17 protein-coding genes and 2 tRNA genes are annotated in these 18,555 nt (G+C 63.7%); 6 read left to right on the top strand and 13 right to left on the bottom strand.

The window, feature by feature from the left end:
• The coding region (locus tag AC16XC_RS00280; RefSeq protein ID WP_484032627.1) for a helix-hairpin-helix domain-containing protein at window positions 1-1,458 on the top strand (1,458 nt) is incomplete at its 5' end.
• A gap of 107 nt (window positions 1,459-1,565) precedes the next feature.
• A complete protein-coding gene (locus tag AC16XC_RS00275; RefSeq protein ID WP_484032626.1) occupies window positions 1,566-2,030 on the top strand; it encodes a hypothetical protein in 465 nt (154 codons plus the stop codon).
• On the opposite strand, the gene phoB is transcribed toward AC16XC_RS00275, so the two are convergent.
• The 11 genes from phoB to recJ all read right to left on the bottom strand — a co-directional run bounded on the left by phoB (window position 2,027) and on the right by recJ (window position 12,853).
• Window positions 2,027-2,716 carry a phosphate regulon transcriptional regulator PhoB gene (gene phoB, locus AC16XC_RS00270; RefSeq protein ID WP_484032630.1) on the bottom strand — a complete coding sequence of 230 codons (690 nt, stop codon included), beginning with the start codon at window positions 2,714-2,716 and terminating at the stop codon, window positions 2,027-2,029. The genes AC16XC_RS00275 and phoB overlap by 4 nt on opposite strands.
• A gap of 70 nt (window positions 2,717-2,786) precedes the next feature.
• On the bottom strand, window positions 2,787-3,464 hold the full coding sequence (gene phoU, locus AC16XC_RS00265) for a phosphate signaling complex protein PhoU (protein ID WP_484032625.1): 678 nt from the start codon (window positions 3,462-3,464) through the stop codon (window positions 2,787-2,789).
• On the bottom strand, window positions 3,464-4,210 hold the full coding sequence (gene pstB / locus AC16XC_RS00260) for a phosphate ABC transporter ATP-binding protein PstB (protein ID WP_484032629.1): 747 nt from the start codon (window positions 4,208-4,210) through the stop codon (window positions 3,464-3,466). The genes phoU and pstB overlap by 1 nt, the downstream gene beginning before the upstream one ends.
• A gap of 26 nt (window positions 4,211-4,236) precedes the next feature.
• Entirely contained in the window at window positions 4,237-5,487 is a 1,251-nt protein-coding gene (pstA, locus tag AC16XC_RS00255) for a phosphate ABC transporter permease PstA (protein ID WP_484032624.1), read from the bottom strand.
• Window positions 5,484-6,869: a phosphate ABC transporter permease subunit PstC gene (pstC, locus tag AC16XC_RS00250; protein WP_484032623.1), complete on the bottom strand. Its 1,386-nt coding sequence runs from the start codon at window positions 6,867-6,869 to the stop codon at window positions 5,484-5,486. Before pstC ends, pstA begins: the two co-directional genes overlap by 4 nt.
• A gap of 16 nt (window positions 6,870-6,885) precedes the next feature.
• On the bottom strand, window positions 6,886-7,932 hold the full coding sequence (locus tag AC16XC_RS00245; protein WP_484032622.1) for a substrate-binding domain-containing protein: 1,047 nt from the start codon (window positions 7,930-7,932) through the stop codon (window positions 6,886-6,888).
• Window positions 7,933-8,053: 121 nt separating this feature from the next.
• Window positions 8,054-9,406: an OprO/OprP family phosphate-selective porin gene (locus AC16XC_RS00240; protein WP_484032621.1), complete on the bottom strand. Its 1,353-nt coding sequence runs from the start codon at window positions 9,404-9,406 to the stop codon at window positions 8,054-8,056.
• 144 nt (window positions 9,407-9,550) lie between these two features.
• On the bottom strand, window positions 9,551-10,726 hold the full coding sequence (locus AC16XC_RS00235; RefSeq protein WP_484032620.1) for a sensor histidine kinase: 1,176 nt from the start codon (window positions 10,724-10,726) through the stop codon (window positions 9,551-9,553).
• Between the two features lie 73 nt (window positions 10,727-10,799).
• Window positions 10,800-10,874, bottom strand: a tRNA-Glu gene (locus AC16XC_RS00230).
• 41 nt (window positions 10,875-10,915) lie between these two features.
• A tRNA-Glu gene (locus tag AC16XC_RS00225) sits at window positions 10,916-10,990 on the bottom strand.
• 72 nt (window positions 10,991-11,062) lie between these two features.
• The gene (gene recJ, locus AC16XC_RS00220) at window positions 11,063-12,853 is read right to left on the bottom strand and encodes a single-stranded-DNA-specific exonuclease RecJ (RefSeq protein WP_484032619.1); all 1,791 of its coding nucleotides are present in this window, start codon (window positions 12,851-12,853) and stop codon (window positions 11,063-11,065) included.
• An 80-nt stretch (window positions 12,854-12,933) separates the two neighbouring features.
• Here recJ and AC16XC_RS00215 point away from each other — a divergent pair, with 80 nt between their 5' ends.
• From AC16XC_RS00215 to AC16XC_RS00205, 3 genes are all read left to right on the top strand, one after another.
• Window positions 12,934-13,425, top strand: a complete 492-nt coding sequence (locus tag AC16XC_RS00215) for a flavodoxin family protein (protein WP_484032618.1) — start codon at window positions 12,934-12,936, stop codon at window positions 13,423-13,425.
• 350 nt (window positions 13,426-13,775) lie between these two features.
• Window positions 13,776-14,291, top strand: coding sequence for a hypothetical protein (locus AC16XC_RS00210; RefSeq protein ID WP_484032617.1), 516 nt, complete (start codon window positions 13,776-13,778; stop codon window positions 14,289-14,291).
• A gap of 47 nt (window positions 14,292-14,338) precedes the next feature.
• On the top strand, window positions 14,339-14,869 hold the full coding sequence (locus AC16XC_RS00205; protein ID WP_484032628.1) for an AHH domain-containing protein: 531 nt from the start codon (window positions 14,339-14,341) through the stop codon (window positions 14,867-14,869).
• Here the strand turns inward: AC16XC_RS00205 and AC16XC_RS00200 are convergent.
• The gene (locus AC16XC_RS00200; RefSeq protein ID WP_484032616.1) at window positions 14,842-15,822 is read right to left on the bottom strand and encodes an NAD(P)H-dependent flavin oxidoreductase; all 981 of its coding nucleotides are present in this window, start codon (window positions 15,820-15,822) and stop codon (window positions 14,842-14,844) included. The genes AC16XC_RS00205 and AC16XC_RS00200 overlap by 28 nt on opposite strands.
• Before the next feature lie 151 nt (window positions 15,823-15,973).
• Here AC16XC_RS00200 and AC16XC_RS00195 point away from each other — a divergent pair, with 151 nt between their 5' ends.
• Window positions 15,974-17,983, top strand: a complete 2,010-nt coding sequence (locus AC16XC_RS00195; protein WP_484032615.1) for a S9 family peptidase — start codon at window positions 15,974-15,976, stop codon at window positions 17,981-17,983.
• A 6-nt stretch (window positions 17,984-17,989) separates the two neighbouring features.
• Here AC16XC_RS00195 and AC16XC_RS00190 read toward each other — a convergent pair.
• Window positions 17,990-18,555: nuclear transport factor 2 family protein (locus AC16XC_RS00190; protein WP_484032614.1), on the bottom strand; the 566-nt coding region annotated here is incomplete at its 5' end.

The following is an 18,555-nucleotide window of genomic DNA, read 5'->3' as shown; positions in this document are numbered from 1 at the left end:
CGGCACGGCCCGCCCGACGAATTGTCGAGCATCCTCGGGCGGACCCTGGGCGTCCCGATCTTCCAGGAGCAGGCGATGAAGATCGCGCTCGATGCCGCGAAATTCTCTTCCGCCGAAGCCAACCGCTTGCGCAAGGCGATGGCGACCTTCCGTAGCCGGGGGAACCTTCACGAGTTGGAAGACATGATGGTCGGGCGGATGGTCGAGCGCGGTTACGATCCCGATTTCGCCGCGCGCTGCTTCAACCAGATCAAGGGCTTCGGCGAATACGGCTTTCCCGAAAGCCACGCGGCGAGCTTTGCGCTGCTCGTCTACGTCTCGAGCTGGATCAAGTGTCACTACCCGGCGGCGTTCGCCTGCGCGCTTTTGAATTCGCAGCCGATGGGCTTCTACGCCCCGGCGCAGATCGTCCGCGATGCGCGGGAACACGGGGTGACGGTGCTGCCGCCGGATGTGAATTGTTCGGAGTGGGATTGCACTCTCGAAGCCCTCCCCCTTGATGGGGGGGGGTTGGGTGGGGGTGATGCTTCAGGCATGCGGCACCCCCATCCAGCTTCGACTAGGCTATCCTTCGACAAGCTCAGGATCGCCAAGTCTCCGCATCCTTCCCCCATCGAGGGGGAAGGAGAAATACGCCTCGCCCTGCGCCTCGGGCTGCGCCAGGTCGACGGCCTGCCCGAACATGCCGCGGCGCTGCTGGTGGCGGCGCGCGCCGAAAGCGGGCGCTTCAGGGATGTCGCGGAATTGCGCGAGCGGGCCGGGCTTTCGGCCGCGCATATCGAGAGACTGGCCTCGGCCGATTGCTTCACCTCGCTCGACCTTTCGCGGAGGCAGGCGTTGTGGGATGCGCGCAGCCTGATCGCCGCACCGGGCCTGCCGCTGTTCGATTTTGCCAGCACCAGGGAGGAGGGGGCCGAAAAGCTCCGCACCGCGCTCCCGGCCATGCCGCTGGCGGAAGAGGTGGTTGCCGATTACCAGACCCAGCGGCTCAGCCTGAAGGCGCATCCGCTGGCCTTCCTGCGGCCTCATCTGGGCGAGCGGGGCTTCCTGCGCTGCCGCGAATTGCGCGAGCGGAGGCAGAAGGCGCAGGTCCAGCTCGCCGGCGTGGTGCTGATCCGCCAGCGCCCGGGCAGCGCCAAGGGGGTGTGCTTCATCACAATCGAGGACGAGACCGGGGTTGCCAACGTGGTCGTCTGGCCCGACATGATGCAGCGCTTCCGCCCGGTGATCATGGGCGCGCGCCTCCTCGAAGTGCGTGGGCGGGTCGAATATGACGACGAGGTGATCCATGTGATCGCGACGCATCTCGCCGATGCCACCGGCGACCTCCACCGCCTGTCCGACGATCTGCTGTCACCCGCGATGGACCATGCCGATCATGTCAACCGCCCGATGCAGGGCAGCAGGGGCCATCCGCGGAATGTGCGGGTGATCCCGAAATCGCGCGATTTTCATTAACGGATCGCCCATCCTGTTCCGTTCCGGTGCAGGGGGAAACTCCCCAATGCAGGCGGGCCGCGATGGTGTAGAAAGTCTGAATTCCGTCATCTCCGGGAGACCGACCGATGAAGCATTCGAAACTTGCGACCTGCGCCTTGCTGCCGCTTGCATCGGTCGCGCTGACCGGGCCCGCCCTGGCCTACGACCCGATCGTCGAGGAGAACGCCTGGCCGCGGCTCGATTACGCCGCAGACGGCGAATGCGAGGGTGAAATCCGCGGCAACGGCAAGATCTTCCTGATCAACGCCGTCGGCCTGGGATCGGAACAGCCGGGCCGCTATTACCTGACCAACCAGGACATGGTGCCGATCGACTGGGAGATCGTCACCGGCCCCAATGGCGAATGGATGCGTTACTACATCCCGTTCCTCCCTGGTGGGGATCATGAGGCCGGAACCGTCAATGTCAGCATCTCGACCCGCTATTGCAGCCTGAACCTGACCTTCGACTGGGACACCTACATTCCGGAAAATGACTGGTCGTCCAAGCGCGCGCTGGATGAAGCGCTTCGGCGCGAGGGCAAGCGCTAGACCGCTTCGAGCGCGTAACCGGCCGAACGGACCGTGCGGATCGGGTCGGCCTTGTTGCCGATCGTGATCGCTTTCCTCAGCCGGCGGATATGGACGTCGACCGTGCGCTCCTCGATCTCGCTGCCGGTGCCCCAGACCCCGTCGAGCAATTGCCCGCGGCTGAACACCCGCCCGGGGCTTTCCATGAAGAATTTCAGCAGCCGGTATTCGGTCGGGCCGACCTGGAGCTGCTGCCCGTGGCGTTCGACCCGATGCGCCACCGGGTCGAGCTTGAGATCGCCGACTTCGAGCATCTCGCCGGCGAGCGCCGGTCGCACACGGCGCAAGACCGCGGAGACTCGCGCCAGCAGCTCGCGCGGCGAGAAAGGCTTGGTGATATAGTCGTCGGCGCCGGTATCGAGCCCGCGCACCCGGTCGTCTTCGGCTTCGCGCGCGGTCAGCATGATGATCGGGACATGCGCAGTCGCCTTGTCGCGGCGGAGGCGGCGGCAGACCTCGATCCCGCTGGTGCCTTCGATCATCCAGTCGAGGATCACGAGATCGGGCGCATCCTCGTCGGCAAACATCAGCGCCTCGTCGCCATCGGCGGTGGTGCGGACGTTGTAGCCTTCGCTCTGGAACCGATATTCCAGCAGCTCGGCCAGCGCGGGGTCGTCTTCGACTAGGAGAAGCTTGGGGGCAGCCACGGTTTTTTCCGGTTTATCTGGCATCCCCTCACCACATGATTGTTACACCTTTGCGACAAGGAAACGTCGCTCAGGTATCGTCCTCCGGAGCATCCGGAGCATAGGTCCCGGTCGCGGCAAAATGCACCATCTCGGCAACATTGGTGGCGTGGTCGCCGATCCGTTCGATATTGCGGGCGATGAACAGCAATTGCGCCGCGCTGCTGATTGTTGCCGGATTTTCAACCATATAGCTGACGAGGTTACGAAAGATGCTGTCGTAGAAGGCATCGACCTTCTCGTCGCGTGCAATCACTTCGCGCGCCAGCACGGGATCGCGCGCGGCATAGGCAGTGAGCACGTCATGGACCATTTCGGTCGCGATTTCGCCCATCGCCGGCAGCAGGGTCAACGGATCGAACAGCGCCTTGCCCTCGATCTGGCCGACCCGCCGCGCGATATTCTTCGAATAGTCGCCAATCCTTTCGACGACACCGGCGATTTTAAGCGCCGCGATGACCTCGCGCAGATCGTCGGCCATGGGTGCACGCAAGGCAATCACCCGGATCGCCAGCTTGTCGACTTCGGTTTCGAGCGCGTCGATCTTCTTGTCGCGCTTGACCACCTGCTTGGCGAGCACAGTGTCGCCCTTGACGAGCGCCTGGAGCGATTCCTGGATCGCGAGTTCGGCAAGCCCGCCCATCTCCGCGATCAGGCCGCGGAGCCGGGTGATATCCTCGTCGAAAGCCTTGACTGTGTGTTCGGTCATTAGCCGTAGCGTCCAGTAATGTAATCCTTGGTCCGTTCTTCTCTCGGATTGGTGAATATGTCGGATGTGTGACCGTATTCTACCATCTTTCCGAGGTGAAAGAAGGCCGTTCGTTGAGAAACCCGCGCGGCCTGCTGCATCGAGTGGGTGACGATCACGATCGCGAACCGCCCGCGCAGCTCGTCGATCAGCTCCTCGATCCGCGCGGTGGCGATCGGATCGAGCGCCGAGCATGGCTCGTCCATCAGGATGACCTCGGGATCGACCGCGATCGCGCGCGCGATGCACAGCCGCTGTTGCTGCCCTCCCGAAAGCGCCGTCCCGCTGTCGCTCAGCCGGTCCTTGACCTCATCCCACAGGCCGGCGCGCTTGAGCGAGGATTCGACGACCGCGTCGAGTTCCGCCTTGCCTTCCGCAATCCCGTGGATCTTGGGACCGTAGGCGACATTCTCGTAAATCGTCTTGGGAAACGGATTGGGCTTCTGGAACACCATCCCGACCCGGGCCCGCAAATGCACCACATCCATTCCGGACGTGTAGATGTCCTCGCCGTCGAGCTCGATCCTGCCTTCGACCCGCGCGGTCGGGATCGTGTCGTTCATCCGGTTGAGCGTGCGCAGGAAGGTCGATTTGCCACAGCCTGAGGGGCCGATGAAGGCGGTTACATATTCGGTCGGAATCTCGATCGAAACATCGTCGATCGCTTTCTTGTCGCCGTAATAGACCGAAACGCCTTCCGCTCTCATCTTGGGCAGGTTGGAATTTGTTGTGTTCACCAGCTCTTCTCGAATCGATTGCGCAGGTAAATAGCCAGGCCATTCATCAGCAACAGGAACAATAATAGCACGATAATCGCCGCGGATGTCCGTTCGACGAAACCGCGGTCGATTTCATCCGACCACAGGAAAATTTGCACTGGCAGCACCGTGGCGGGCGAGGTCAGCCCGTCGGGCGGGGTTGCGACAAAGGCACGCATGCCGATCATCAGCAACGGCGCGGTTTCGCCCAGCGCACGCGCCATGCCGATGATCGTGCCGGTCAGGATGCCGGGCAGGGCCAGCGGGAGGACATGGTGGAACACGACCTGGATCGGCGAAGCTCCCAATGCCAGCGCTCCGTCACGGATCGATGGAGGGACCGCCTTGATCGCATTGCGCCCCGCGATCACGATCACCGGCATCGTCATCAGGGCCAGTGTGAGGCCGCCGATCAGGGGCGCCGACCGGTAATTGGGAAAGACCGTAAGGAACACCGCCAGGCCGAGCAGGCCGAAAATGATCGATGGAACCGCCGCGAGGTTGTTGATCGAAACCTCGATCAGATCGGTCCAGCGATTCTTGGGAGCGTATTCCTCGAGATAGAGTGCCGACAGGACCCCGATCGGGAATGCCACGAGGAGGGTAATGAGCATCGTCAGCATCGAGCCCTTGAGCGCCCCCCAGATGCCGACCAGTTGCGGATCGGTCGCGTCCGCCCGGCCGAGAAAGCCGGGGTCGAATTTCTTGCTCAGCAGGCCCTGATCGGCCAGGCTGGCTGCCAACGGCTGGAGGCCCTGCTGTCCATCGTTGGCATAGGCCGAGGCCAGATCGTCGGTTGCCGGAAGGCTGAATGTCGCATTCTCCGACAGGACGGACGGATCCTCGATGATTGCCGCGGCGACCTCGCGCCAGGCCTGCCGGTTCAACTGGGCCGCGCCTTCGGGGCCAAGCGAGCGCTCGGCATAGAAATCGACTACCGCAGGCAAGCCCTGCGCCTCGAGCGTCTGGACGGCATTGCTTTGCGCCATGACTGTGCGATCCGCGGCCAGCCCCGCCTGCGGGAAATCGATCGTGACGGCGAGTTCCGCGCGCTGGAAGCCTCCGATACCGTTCAGGCCCATATTGAACAACAGCAGCAGCAAGACCGCTACCGAGAACAGGATTGCACTCAGTCCGAGCAACCTGAAGCGCCGCTCGGCCTTGTAGCGCTTCCTGAGCCGGGCCTGGAAAGCCGGAGTCTGGGCCGGGAGGAGTTGCTCGCTCACTCGTATGCCTCCCGGAAGCGCTTGACGACCCGCAGGGCAATGACGTTGAGGCCCAATGTCACCATGAACAGCACGAAGCCGAGGGCAAAGGCGCTGAGCGTTGCGGGGTGATCGAAGCTCGCTTCCCCGGTCAGCATCGCGACGATCTGCACTGTAACGGTGGTCATCGTTTCGAGCGGATTGGCGGAGAGGTTCGCGGCATAGCCGGCCGCCATCACCACGATCATCGTTTCGCCGATGGCCCGGCTGATTGCCAGCATGACGCCCGCCACGATGCCGGGAAGGGCGGCCGGAACCAGCACGCGCCTGATCGTCTCGGAGGTGGTCGCGCCCATGGCCAGGCTGCCATCGCGCATCGCCTGCGGCACGGCCGCGATCGAATCGTCGGCCATCGAGGAAACGAACGGGATGATCATGATCCCCATGACCAGGCCGGCGGCGAGCGCGCTTTCGCTCGAGGCGTTGCTGATCCCGAGCGACAGCGCAATGTCGCGGATCTGCGGGGCCACGGTGAGCGCGGCGAAATAGCCGTAGACCACGGTGGGGATGCCAGCGAGGATTTCGAGCGCGGGCTTGAGCCATCTGCGCCAGGCGGGGCCGGCATATTGAGTGAGGTAGATCGCGCTCATCAAGCCGAGCGGGATCGCCACCACCATGGCGATGATCGCCCCGATATAGATCGTGCCCCAAAACAACGGAATCGCGCCAAACCGGCTCGAATCCACGGCCTCGGTGCTGCTCATCGGATCGGGCGACCAGTGGGTGCCGAAGAGGAAGGAAATCGGGTTTACCATCTCGAAAAACCGGATGGTCTCGAACACCAGGGAGGCGAATATGCCGAGCGTGGTCAGGATCGCGACCATAGAGGCAAGCAGCAACAGGATCATCACGCTGCGTTCGACCCTGGTGCGGGCCTTGAAATCGGGCCTCAACCTCAGGAAAGCCCAGGTCCCGCCGAGGAAGGCTATGATCATCGTGACTGCCGCGCCGACCAGGCTGGTCCGCTCGATCGCCTGGCGAAAGGGCTCGACCAGTTCGCGCGCCGCCGGGTTGAAAACCGTTCCCGCGCCCGACTCTACGGCAGCCCGCGCTTCGGCCAGGATCGTCTGGCGTTGGAAGCCGAATTCCGGCAGGGCCTCTGCCGCCGGGCTGGCCAACACCGCCTGCATCACCAGTTGCGGCGCGACGAAGCTCCACAGCAGGATGAACAGCGCCGCCGGAACCACGATCCACAACGCTACAAACCAGCCGTGATAGGCTGGCACGGCGAGCAGCTTCTGACTCGGGTTTGTCTGGCGGAAGCTCCACGCCCGGGCGCGCCCCACCAGCCATCCGGCTAGCCCCAGCCCGAGGGCGAGCAATAGCAGAATGGCTGGCGACATGTGCGTGGCGTTTGCCCTATTTCAGTTCATCGGCGGTGAGATTGGGGAATTGGCTTGCCGCGCTGGTGCTGCGAGCCAGCACATCGCCGGGACTCACAACCAGGCCGATTCCCGCGAGCGGCCCGTCGGCATTCCAGCTCCTGCTCCATTCGGCCACGAATTCGCGCAGACCCTTGATCGAATCCAGGTGCGCCTTCTTGACATAGATGAACATCTGCCGCGCGCCGGGATAGCTGGCAGAGGAGATCGTCTCATAAGTCGGTTCGACGCCGTTCATCGTCAGGCCCTGCAGCTTGTCGAGATTCTCTTCCAGGTAGGAATAGCCGAAAATCCCCACCGAGCGAGAGTTGGCCTGTAGCTTTTGCACGATCAGGTTGTCGTTCTCGCCCTGGTCGACATAGAAGCCACCGCTGCGGATCTCGGTGCAGACCTTGTCGAACTCGTCCTCGTTGCTTTCCTTTAGCGCCGCCATTTCCGGGTTTGCTTCGCACCCGGCCAGCATGATCAGCTCCTCGAAGGAATCGCGCGTCCCCGAACTGGTCGGCGGACCATAGACCAGGATCGGTTCGTTCGGGAGGGAGGGATCGACATCCGCCCAGGTCCTGGCAGTCTGTTCCTTGCCATAGGGCCGGGCGGCGAGCGCGCGATAGACAATCTCGGTAGTCAGGGGCAGGTCGATGCCGCCCTTGGCCGAAGCCATGGCCAGCCCGTCGAGCCCGATCTGGATCTCGGTGATCTCGGTCACACCGTTGGCCTGGCAGTCTTCGAATTCCGACAGCTTCATCCGCCGCGAGGCATTGGCCATGTCGGGATGGTCGTAGCCGACGCCCTTGCAGAACAGGTTCATCCCGCCGCCGGTCCCGGTCGATTCGATGATCGGCGAGGGAATGTCGGGATTGGATCGCGCGAGGGCTTCGGCAACGGCCTTGGCGAAAGGATAGACGGTCGACGAACCGACTGCCCGGATCGAATCGCGCGTGGCACCGCCCGAGCCGGTTTCACCGCAGCCGGAAAGGGCCAGCGCACACACGGCAACTGCCGGGAAAAGCTTGGAAATCTTCATTTTGGGAGCCTCTGTTCTATGTGAGTTAGCCGGTGTTTAGGTATCGAGTGTTACGTATGTAAGACAAGGACGTGACAAGGCTGGAGTGGTTGTTCCCCGCCTTATCACGCCCGGCGCAAGCTCAGAAATCGACCTGGGCACGCATGCCGAAGGAGTCCACTCCATAGGATGTATCCCCACCCTCCGCCGATATGACCGCGTCGGAATATTGCATATGGCCGTAATTGATCATGAAGCGGGTGTAGTCGGTCGGCGTCCAGATCATTGAGACGCTGAACCCGTCCTGCGTCCCGCCGATAATCGCGGCGTCGCTGTCATTGAGGTCGAGACGGTCATATCGCAGGTTGAGCTGGACCGCGCCCAGGCCGCCTTCGCCGACCGGATCGGCGGGCTTCACGCGGTCGAAGATGCCATTCTTGTAGCCGCGGGTATCGCCCTTGGTCAGGAAGTAGCCGACTTCGGCATAGCCGCCGAAAAAGGTCGGGTCTTCGGCCATTCCGGGCCGGTCGACATTCTGCCAATAGGCCTCTGCCGCTACGTGGAACGGACCGCTGATCGCGGCCAGCTCCGCACCGAGCCCGAATTCGCTGTCGGCCGAAAAGCTGCCGGTATCGATCGGCCGGCTGCCGGTGAAATGAACAAAGGGCCGTTGGCGGTAGCGGACGCTGGAGCCATCGGAAAGCCCGGCATAATGGACCGAGGCACCGGCATGGAATTGCGTGTTCCCGCTCTTGGGAAAGAAGACCAGCCGCCCGTCGGCCGACCAGTCATCGCCCGGCAGGTCGTCGATATTGTCGCTGAACAGGCCCGCCTGGACGAGGTAGTTCTTGCCGCCATATTGCAGCGAGACGCCGGCGCGACGTTCGAAGCCAAAGGCGTCGGTGAACGCGGCACGTTCGAGATTGGTAATGAAACGGCTGCTGGTCAGCTCTTCGATCGATTGGAAATTGTTGTGCTGGCCCACACTGACGGTGAGGCCGCCGTCGCCATAGGTCAGGATCGCATCGGTGATTTCGACCTCGTTCCCGGCAAAGTCGATTTCGAATTTGTAGCCAAATCCTCCCGGGATATCGCCTTCGACACCGAGGCGCGCGCGCCGCAATTCCGACTCGAAACCGGAACCGATTCCGGTCCCGTCGGGCGCGCCGATCCAGCCCGCATCATATTGCAGGCGGCCACGCGGCTTGAAGCTCCAGCCGCCCCTTCCTTCGATCAGTGGCGCGCCCTTCCACGAGATCGTGGTATCGGGTTCGGGCTGCGGGGCCGCGGGCGCTGCCGGCGCCGGTGCGGCTTCCGCCTTCAGCGCATCGATCTGCGCCTCCAGGCTTTCCACTTGCCGCGACAGCTCGGCGAGCTGGGCCTTGAGCGCCGCCAGCTCGGCCTGTGCCTGCTCCGATGAGGTTTGTGCATTCGACTGTGTCGCAAATCCCAGGCAAAGCGGGAGTGCGGCCGAGGCTAAGATCAAGCGCCTCATGAGTTCCACCTTTGTGTCATTTTGGTTACGTCGGTGTGACCCCGCTATGATCCTTTAATGACACTTCTGTGACAATTGGGCCAGACGGCCCGAAACACAGTGGAAAAAGCGAGAATTCCAAAATCGTTTCAGTAAGATATTAATTCATCCGATGAGCGGCAAGCGGACCGAGACGATGGTTCCTTCGCCCTGTTTGCTGCTGATATCGAGTCGTCCGCGATGGCGTTCGACGATGTGCTTGACGATCGCCAGCCCGAGTCCGGTTCCTCCGCCGGCCCGGCTGCGGCCCGGATCGGTGCGATAGAATCGCCGCGTGAGGTGGGGGATGTGCTCGGGCGGTATGCCTTCGCCGCGATCGACGATCGAGAGCACCACCCGGTCGTCGCCATCCTGCTCGATCACGACATCGACATCGGTTTCCGGGTCGCCATATTTGAGCGCATTGTCGACCAGGTTCCGGACCAGCTGCTCGAGCTGTTGCGCCTCCCCGCGGACCTTGATTTCGCCCTTTGGCACGGTGATCTTCACCCGATCCCGGTCGCGCGACGGGCCGGCTTCCTTGGCGGCTTTCATCACAAGTTTCGAAAAATCGATCTCTTCGGAGGGCTGGTCGTGCTTTTCCGCCTCGATCCGCGAAAGCGACATCAGGTCGCTGACCAGGCTCTGCAGGCGCCGTGCTTCGCGCAGGACGGTTTCGAGAAACCGCTTGGTGGTTTCCGGGTCCGAATTCCCGTCTTCGGCCAGGGTTTCGACATAGCCGATGATCGAGGCCAGCGGGGTGCGCAGTTCGTGGCTCGCATTGGCGACGAAATCGGTATGGGCCTTGCTGATGTCCGCCTCGGCCGTGCGGTTATGCAGTTCGATCACCCAGTAGCGGTCGTTGATCGCGTGGCGGGTTATCCGCCAGATGCTGTTGGGCGTGGTCAGGCCCTGGACCGTCACGCTGCCGCCCTTCTTGCGGTCGAGCAGCTTGACCGCCTGCGGATGGCGCAGGCCGACCCGCGCGTCCTGCCCGACAATGTGCTTGCCGAAGACGACCCTGGCGGCGGAATTGGCGATGATGATCCGGTTGCGGTCGAGCAGCAGCACCGGCAGGCTGAACTGCTCGATCAGGTCGCCCATGCCTTCGCGGGTCAACTGGACACTGTCGGTCTGGATCTGGACCTGTTGCGGCGCCGGCCGGGAAATCCACAACGACCCGAGCCAGACCAGCAACACGACCGCAATCAGCAGCAGGCCTGCGCCGGCGATCAACATGCCGACGCCCGTGGCCGCGGCCAGCAACATTCCGGGCCAGGGGATGGGGCGGGAATCGTCCATTCGGCTCCGGCAATAACCGCGCCAATGCGCGACCGCCAGTGCGAACGCAAAGCTGTCACAAATCCTGGAATGCTGGTGACCCCTACGGGAATCGAACCCGTGTTTCAGCCGTGAGAGGGCCGCGTCCTAACCGCTAGACGAAGGGGCCATTGAGGAACGCAGCATAGCGCCGACCGGCCGCTTGTACCATGGTGACCCCTACGGGAATCGAACCCGTGTTTCAGCCGTGAAAGGGCCGCGTCCTAACCGCTAGACGAAGGGGCCACGCTGGTGCAGGCCCGCGCACTTAGGGATGCAGCGGTTTTCGGTCAAGCCCTGCGCCGGGAGAAGGTCAATTCAATCAGCGAATGCGGCGTCTTCGACATGCAGTTCGGCCTGCGGGCGGCTGCCCCAATCGTCGATCCTGGCGCGTCCTGCGAGCCACAGGTTGCGCCCCTTCGAGCCGTGCAGCAAGGCCTGCCCCAGTTCGGTCTCGGCGGCCCGAAAGGAAATCGCCTTGAAACTCGCGCCGTCGCGCCCCGCGGCAATCATCCGGACATGGTCCGTGCCGACGATGTCGGCCTTGACCAGCCGGACCGGACCGATGGCGAGGCGCGGGCCCGGCCAGCCGACGCCGTATGGCCCGGCGCTTTCGAGCGTATCGACGAGGCCGGGTGTGAGGCCCCCCGGCGCAAGCGACAAGTCGAGCTGCAAGGCCTGCTCCGCAACCGCCCTCGCGACCTGGGCGGCGAGCCGTTCCTCGAGCCAGTCGGCCAGGGCATCGATCTTGTCGGGACCGATTGTCAGCCCGGCAGCCATCGCATGGCCGCCGCCCGCGATCAGCAAGCCGGCTTCGCGCGCGCCGATGATCGCCGCGCCAAGGTCCACGCCGGTGATCGAGCGTCCCGATCCCTTGCCCATTCCGGCCTCGTCCGCATCGAGCGCTATCACCAGGCTGGGCCTGCCGGTCTTCTCCTTGATCCGTCCCGCCACGATCCCGATTACGCCGGGATGCCAGCCGGGCCCGGCAAGAACCGTGACGGCGCGATTGTGCTGGCTCGCCAGCTGCTCTTCGGCTGCCGCCTGCACTCCTGCCTCGATCGCCCGGCGCTCCTCGTTGAGTGCCGAGAGCTTTGCGGCAATTTCCCTGGCCTCGGCCGGATCATCGGTCGTCAGCAGGCGTACGCCCAGCGTCGCTTCACCGACCCGCCCGCCGGCATTGATCCGCGGGCCAAGCGCAAAACCGAGATCGCTGCAGATCGGCGCCCGGTTAAGCCGCGACGCATCTATCAAGGCTGCCATGCCGGTGTTTTCGCGCCGCGCCATGACTTTCAAACCCTGGGCGACGAAGGCGCGGTTGAGCCCGTGGAGGGCCGCAACGTCGGCCACGGTCCCCAGCGCGACGAGATCGAGCAGGCCGAGCAGGTCGGGCTCGCGGCGGCTCTCGAAGAATCCGCGCTCGCGCAGGGTCCGCAGCGTGGCGATCGCCAGCAGGAACGCGACGCCGACCGCGGCCAGGTGCCCGTGAGCCGCGCCGATCTCGCCTTCGTCCAGCCGGTTGGGGTTGACCAGGGCCGCGGCCCTGGGAAGTTCTGCCGAGCATTTGTGATGATCGACCACGATCACATCGATCCCGGCCTCGTGCGCCATCGCCAGCGCTTCATGCGCCATCGCGCCGCAATCGACCGTCACGATCAGGCTGCTGCCTTGTTCACCCAACCTGACCAGCGCTTCGCCCGAAGGCCCGTAGCCTTCGAGCAGGCGGTCGGGGATGTAATAGCGCGCTTCCAGTCCGAGATCGCGCAACAGCCGGATCAGGAGTGCCGCGCTGGTTGCGCCATCGACATCGTAGTCGCCGTAAATGGTAACTGTCTCGTTCCCCAGCACCGCTTCGGCCAGCCGCGCCGCGGCGGCATCCATGTCGTTGAATTCGGACGGATCGGGCAGGAAGGAGCGCAAGGTCGGGCTCTTCTGGCGCTCGAGATCCTCGCGCGGAACGCCGCGTGCCAGGAGCAGCTGGGTGACGATGTCGTCCTCGAGGCCCGCCACGCCTCCGCCAAGGTCCATATTGCCGCCGCGCCAGCGCCAGGCCTTGCCCGACAGCGAGCGCTCGATGCCGAATACGGCGGGAATGGACTGCGAAGCCATGGCGCATGGCCTACCGCAAGCGGGCGGAGCGCGGAAGACACCCTTATTGACAATCGACAGCGCGAGCCAATGATCGGACCATGAGCAAGGCTGCCGCACCGCTGCTGATCCTGTGGCACAGCCGCACCGGAGCCGCCGAGGCCATCGCCCATGCAGCTGCCGATGCCGCGGGGCCCGGCGCCCGGCTGTTGCGCGCGCGGGAAGCCGTGGCCGCCGACCTGCTGAGGGCCGGGGCCTATCTGTTTGTCTGCCCAGAAAACCTTGCCTCGATGAGCGGCGAAATGAAGGAGATGTTCGATCGCCTCTATTATCCGGTGCTGGGACGGATCGAGGGCAGGGCCTATGCCACTGTCATCGCTGCCGGTTCGGACGGGCACGGGGCCGAAGCGCAAATCGATCGCATCGCCTCGGGTTGGCGGCTCAAGCGGGTGGCGGATTCCCTGATCGTCAATCTCGACGCGCAAACGCCAGAAGAAATCCTTGCGCCCAAACAGGTGCCGCAATCGGAACTACAGAAATGCCGCGAATTGGGACAGGCAATTCAGGAAGGGCTGCGCCTCGGCATTTTTTGAATAGATGCATCCGCCATGGAGTATTTGCTCATCGCGGGACTCGACCTTGCAAGAATTTCAGGCCAAAAACCGGTTCGATCATTGCTGAAGGGATTGGCAGCATTACACAAACGCACCCCCCAGGCCCTGTCGGGCACAGACCAGCGCTATCGCTGCTCTTTGCAGGCTCGAAGCGACCTGCCGTGTCCGCCATCGAGCAAATCGTATCAAGTAATGATTCAAATATAAATTGTATATCTTCAAATAATGACAGATCTAAAACTGTATTAACTGTTGAATTACTGGCAAACGGCCTTACGTTCGATCTTTCCGGCCTTTCCCCGGGGAGCCAGACGAAGGTGACCGCGCCCATGCATTCGTTCGACCTTGCCAGCAGCTTCGACATCAATTCCGCCGAGGCAATCGAACTTGCCGCCGGCCGCCACCTGACTGGCGGCGAACATCTGCTCCCGGTTGTACGAACCCAGATGGCGATCGCCTTGGAGCTTTGCGAATTGCCGGGCGCTGTCGCGGTTGGCTGGGAGCCGGCCGGCAGCCTTTCGAGTGTGGCGCATTTCAAGGATGGCGTGGAGCGTTGGCTCGATGGCGGGGCATTCCCGGGATTGGGGCTGACGGCAATTGAGCTTGCCGACAATGGCGGACTGCGCAGCATCGGCCTGGCGTTTTTCACGGGCCAGGAGCTTGAGCTCTCGCCCGAGCTTTGCGCCGATCGCAGCAAGGGGACCAAGCTGGCCTTGCGATTGATCCATGAGCTGGTCGAAAGCGGAAGGCTCGAGGATCGAACCGAATTCGCTGGCCCTCAGGGCGAGGGGCTGGTGCTCGAACCAGACAAGGATGGCAGGACGATCCGGGTCGTCAGGGCCTGAGCTTGACGCGCGAGCGCGGGCATACGGGTTTCCCGAAGCGCGCCTGTCTGTCCCGCCTCGAAAGTAGCCGGCTGCCGTTTCGTTCGGTCAATCGCAGCGGCCGGCCGGGATATCAGCCGGGAATGCAGCGCCATCACCTCCTGCCGCGGCAATTGCTGTCGGCGCGATGTTTCGGCCCGCTGTTCGCCGCGATCGGGCGCGAACGGGTGGGTTTCGACGATTTTCGTTCGAACGGGCTGCTGTTGCCCGCCAGCGATTGCGCCGCCGCATGGATTGGCTTGCCGCTGCATCGCGGGCCGCATCGCGATTACAGCTCGATGGTCACAGAGCGGGTCGGCCAGATCGAGGAAGCGTGGTCGGCGCAAAGGTTGCGCGCGCCGGAGATCGCGCTCGACCAGGCGTTGATGCGGCTGGGCTTGCTCCAGCGTGCACTGCGCAAGCGATTGCTCTCCTCGAAGCGTCGCTTGAAGCTCAGCCGCAAGGATCCGCTTGGAAGAGGTCGCGACTTTTCCGAACTGGACCGCATGGCCGAAAGCTTGTGGGGCGCGACTCAGGTGGCGGCGAAGCCGGTGACCTGAGCGAGTTCGCGTTTCGCCATGTCGTATTCGTGGGCGAGTTGGGCGACCCGTTCGGCGACCGGCACAATCGCCTTTACCGCACCGATCCCCTGGCCGGACCCCCAAATATCCTTCCACGCTTTCGCATCGCTGCCGGTCACCTGGCTGAAATCCATCTTGGTCGGATCGCTTTCCGGCAGATTGTCGGGATCGAGCCCGGCATTGACGATCGAAGGCTTGAGGTAGTTGCCGTGTACGCCGGTGAACAGGTTCGAATAGACGATGTCGCTGGCGTAACCATCGACGATCGCCTGTTTGTAGGCCGTGACCGCATTGGCCTCCTCGGTCGCGATCCAGGGCGATCCGATATAGGCCAGGTCCGCACCCAGCGCCTGCGCGGCAAGGATCGAGCGGCCGCAGGCAATCGCGCCCGATAGCGCGACCGGCCCGGCGAACCACTCGCGCAATTCCTGCATCAGCGCGAACGGCGACTGCGGGCCGGCATGGCCGCCGGCCCCGGCCGCGACCGGGATCAGCCCGTCGGCGCCCTTTTCGATCGCCTTGTGGGCGAAGCGCTGGTTGATCACATCGTGCAGCACGATCCCGCCCCAGCCATGGACGCCCTGGTTGATCTCCTCGACCGCGCCGAGCGAGGTTATCACCAGCGGCACCTTCCACTTCGCCAGCACCATCGCATCCTCTTCGAGCCGCGGGTTCGAGCGATGGACGATGAGGTTGCAGGCGAACGGGGCGGCAGGACTGTCGGGATGGTCGCGGTCATGCGCGGCCAGCTCTTCGGTGATCCGGTGCAGCCATTCGTCGAGCACGCCCGAAGGCCGCGCATTGAGGGTCGGGAAGCTGCCGACGATCCCGGCCTTGCATTGCGCGATGACCAGGTCGGGATTGGAGATGATGAACAGCGGGGCGCCGATGACCGGCAGGCGCAGGTGCTTGAACAGGGCGGGGAGGGGCATCGCTGGCTCCGGAAAACTGGTTGCGGTCCGCATATGGGCTCGCGCGTGGCTTGTCGATTCAACGCGCCGTCATGGCAACTGGTTTCATCCGCAAATACATCTTGCGTCATCGGCGCAGGACCGTAAGAATTCGCCTTTTTCGGGGACTTCCATGCCAAGAACCATGCTCTGTTTCGTGGGCCTGTTGCTTGCCGCGCAGGCCGGTGCGGCGCCTGCGCGCAACTTCCAGCCGGAAGATGTTGTGAAGGAAATCGTGGTCGGCGAGCCGAATATCTCGCCCGACGGAGATTCGGTGGTCTATTCCGTCACCAGCAACGATCTCGAACGCGACGAGGCTGTCACCCATGTCTGGCTGGCCCAATGGGATGGCAGCGGCGCCCGCCAGCTGACCTTTCGCGGCGACGAAAACGAGAGCCGCCCGAAATTCAGCCCCGACGGAGGATTGGTCGGATTTCTCTCCTCGCGGGATGAGGAAAATGAGGAAACGCGCCTGTGGCTCATGCCGATGGCGGGCGGCGAGGCCTATCCGCTCGCCGGCATCGCAGGTTCGGTCGAGGATTTCGCATTCTCGCCCGACGGCAAATATTTGGCTCTGGTTGTGGCCGATCCCGACCCCGAACTGAAGCAGGATGCCGACGGCGACGAGATTCCGTTGCCGGTCGTGATCGATCGCTACCATTTCAAGATCGACGGGGTGGGTTATCTCGGCAAGCAGCGTTCGCGGCTGTGGCTGTATGACCTCGCCACCGGATCGGCGCAGCGGATGACCACCGGCGATTTCGACGAAGTGCTGCCCTCCTGGTCGCCCGACAGCTCGAAAATCGCCTTCGTTTCGCGCCGCGCGCCCGATCCCGACCGGTCGAACGACTACAATATCTACCTTGCCAGTGTGGCCGCACCGGCCAGCGAACCGCTGCGGCTGACCCCGTCCGATTGGGCCGACAACAACCCGGAAAACGATTCCTATCCCGCCTGGAGCCCCGACGGCAGCAAGATCGCCTATGTCATGGGCGGCGATCCGAAACTGATCTGGTATGCGGCGACCAGCCTCGCGGTCGTCCCGGCCAGCGGCGGCGAAGCGCAAATCCTGACGCCCGAGCTCGATCGCAACGTCTACGATCCGCAATGGACGCCCGACGGGCGCGCGATCACCTTCATGGTCGAGGATGACGGGCGGCAGAAGCTTGTCTCGGTCCCGGCTGGCGGTGGCGCAATCACGACCCTGGTCGAGGGTGAGCTGGTGGTTTCCGAGCCGGTCAAATCCGCCAATGGCAGGATAGCATTGCTGTCGAGCACGCCGACGCGGCCATACGAGGTGTTCGCGGTCGATGGCGGCAAGCTGCGCCAGCTCAGCCATCACAACGATGCCTGGCTGTCCGAGATCGACCTCGGGACGCAGGTCTATACCAGCTACACCAGCAAGGACGGGACCGAAGTGCGCGGCTTCGTGATGCTGCCGCCGGGGGCGAAGCCGGGCGAGCGGCACAAGGCGATCCTCCATCCGCATGGCGGGCCGGCCGCGCAATACGATTATATGTTCGACAGCTGGCAGCAGGCATTCGCCGGGGCCGGCTATGTCGTGCTGGCGCCCAATCCGCGCGGCAGCACCGGGCGCGGTAGCGAATATTCGGCCGGGATTTTCGCCGCCTGGGGTTCGGTCGATGTCGAAGACGACCTCGCGGCGGTGGATGACGCGGTTGCCAGGGGGATTGCCGATCCCGACAAGCTGGTGGTCGGCGGCTGGTCCTATGGCGGGATGTCGACCAATTACCTCATCACGCGCGACCAGCGCTTCAAGGCAGCGATGGCGGGGGCCTCGATCGGGAACGCCCTCGCCGGTTACGGCACCGACCAGTATGTCCTCGAATACGATCTCGAACTGGGCCTGCCGTGGGAAGCTCCCGACGTGTGGATGCGAAACTCCTTTCCCTTCTTCGAAGCGGACAAGATCCAGACGCCGACCCTGTTCATGGTTGGCGGCGAGGATATAAACGTCCCGACCTGGGCGAGCGAGCAGATGTACCAGGCGCTGCGGACGCGCGGGGTAGATACGCAGCTGGTGGTCTATCCGGAGGAAGACCACAGCATCGACCGGCCGAGCTTCCAGATCGACCGGATGACCCGCTGGCTCGATTGGTACGCGAAGTATCTCGAGGAATAGCTCGGCCTATTGCGCTGCGTTCCTTGCCCGGATTTCGCGCATCCATTCCTCGGGGGTCGGCATGATCGGGTTGTCGACCCGTTTGAGGATCTTCCATTGCCCGTCGATGCGGATGAGCTCGTCCTCGTAGAGCCCGGTCAGTTCGGGGATCGGGCTGCCGTCCGCGCCGCGCATGATCAGCAAATGGCGTGAGCGCGCGGTTGCCCGGTCGCCATCGACTTCGACCTGCGGGTTCGAGACGAGGTGATAGCTCTCCTTGTTGACGAACCCTTCCGGCGGGGTGCCGAACAGCCCGACCAGCATCGCCTTGATCTCGTCCGGCCCGCGGCGGATCGTAGTGCCGTTCTGCCAGACGCCCTCGGGCGCGAAGAGGGCGGCATAGGCTTCGAAATCCTGCGCATCGATGAACGCGGCATAGTCGACGATCACCCGCTGGATCGCGAGGATATCCTCGGCGCGCCGCAGCCGCGCTTCGAGCGTTGGCAGGCCGGTCACTTCATTGGCGGCGGGATTGGCGGGATCGCGATAGGGGATCTGGCCATAGGTGGTCCGGCGCGCGATCTTCCATTCGC

This window comes from Candidatus Andeanibacterium sp. (assembly GCF_057143545.1).
This window is presented reverse-complemented; position numbering and strand designations above follow the sequence as displayed.

Excerpts from the sequence above, each read along its gene's own strand:
- AC16XC_RS00235 (WP_484032620.1), bottom strand. The coding sequence starts at position 10,726 with ATGGACGATTCCCGCCCCATCCCCTGGCCCGGAATGTTGCTGGCCGCG.
- pstB (WP_484032629.1), bottom strand. The coding sequence starts at position 4,210 with ATGAGAGCGGAAGGCGTTTCGGTCTATTACGGCGACAAGAAAGCGATC.
- AC16XC_RS00195 (WP_484032615.1), top strand. The coding sequence starts at position 15,974 with ATGCCAAGAACCATGCTCTGTTTCGTGGGCCTGTTGCTTGCCGCGCAG.
- AC16XC_RS00245 (WP_484032622.1), bottom strand. The coding sequence starts at position 7,932 with ATGAAGATTTCCAAGCTTTTCCCGGCAGTTGCCGTGTGTGCGCTGGCC.
- AC16XC_RS00240 (WP_484032621.1), bottom strand. The coding sequence starts at position 9,406 with ATGAGGCGCTTGATCTTAGCCTCGGCCGCACTCCCGCTTTGCCTGGGA.
- AC16XC_RS00210 (WP_484032617.1), top strand. The coding sequence starts at position 13,776 with ATGCATTCGTTCGACCTTGCCAGCAGCTTCGACATCAATTCCGCCGAG.
- AC16XC_RS00200 (WP_484032616.1), bottom strand. The coding sequence starts at position 15,822 with ATGCCCCTCCCCGCCCTGTTCAAGCACCTGCGCCTGCCGGTCATCGGC.
- AC16XC_RS00215 (WP_484032618.1), top strand. The coding sequence starts at position 12,934 with ATGAGCAAGGCTGCCGCACCGCTGCTGATCCTGTGGCACAGCCGCACC.
- AC16XC_RS00275 (WP_484032626.1), top strand. The coding sequence starts at position 1,566 with ATGAAGCATTCGAAACTTGCGACCTGCGCCTTGCTGCCGCTTGCATCG.
- recJ (WP_484032619.1), bottom strand. The coding sequence starts at position 12,853 with ATGGCTTCGCAGTCCATTCCCGCCGTATTCGGCATCGAGCGCTCGCTG.
- phoU (WP_484032625.1), bottom strand. The coding sequence starts at position 3,464 with ATGACCGAACACACAGTCAAGGCTTTCGACGAGGATATCACCCGGCTC.
- pstC (WP_484032623.1), bottom strand. The coding sequence starts at position 6,869 with ATGTCGCCAGCCATTCTGCTATTGCTCGCCCTCGGGCTGGGGCTAGCC.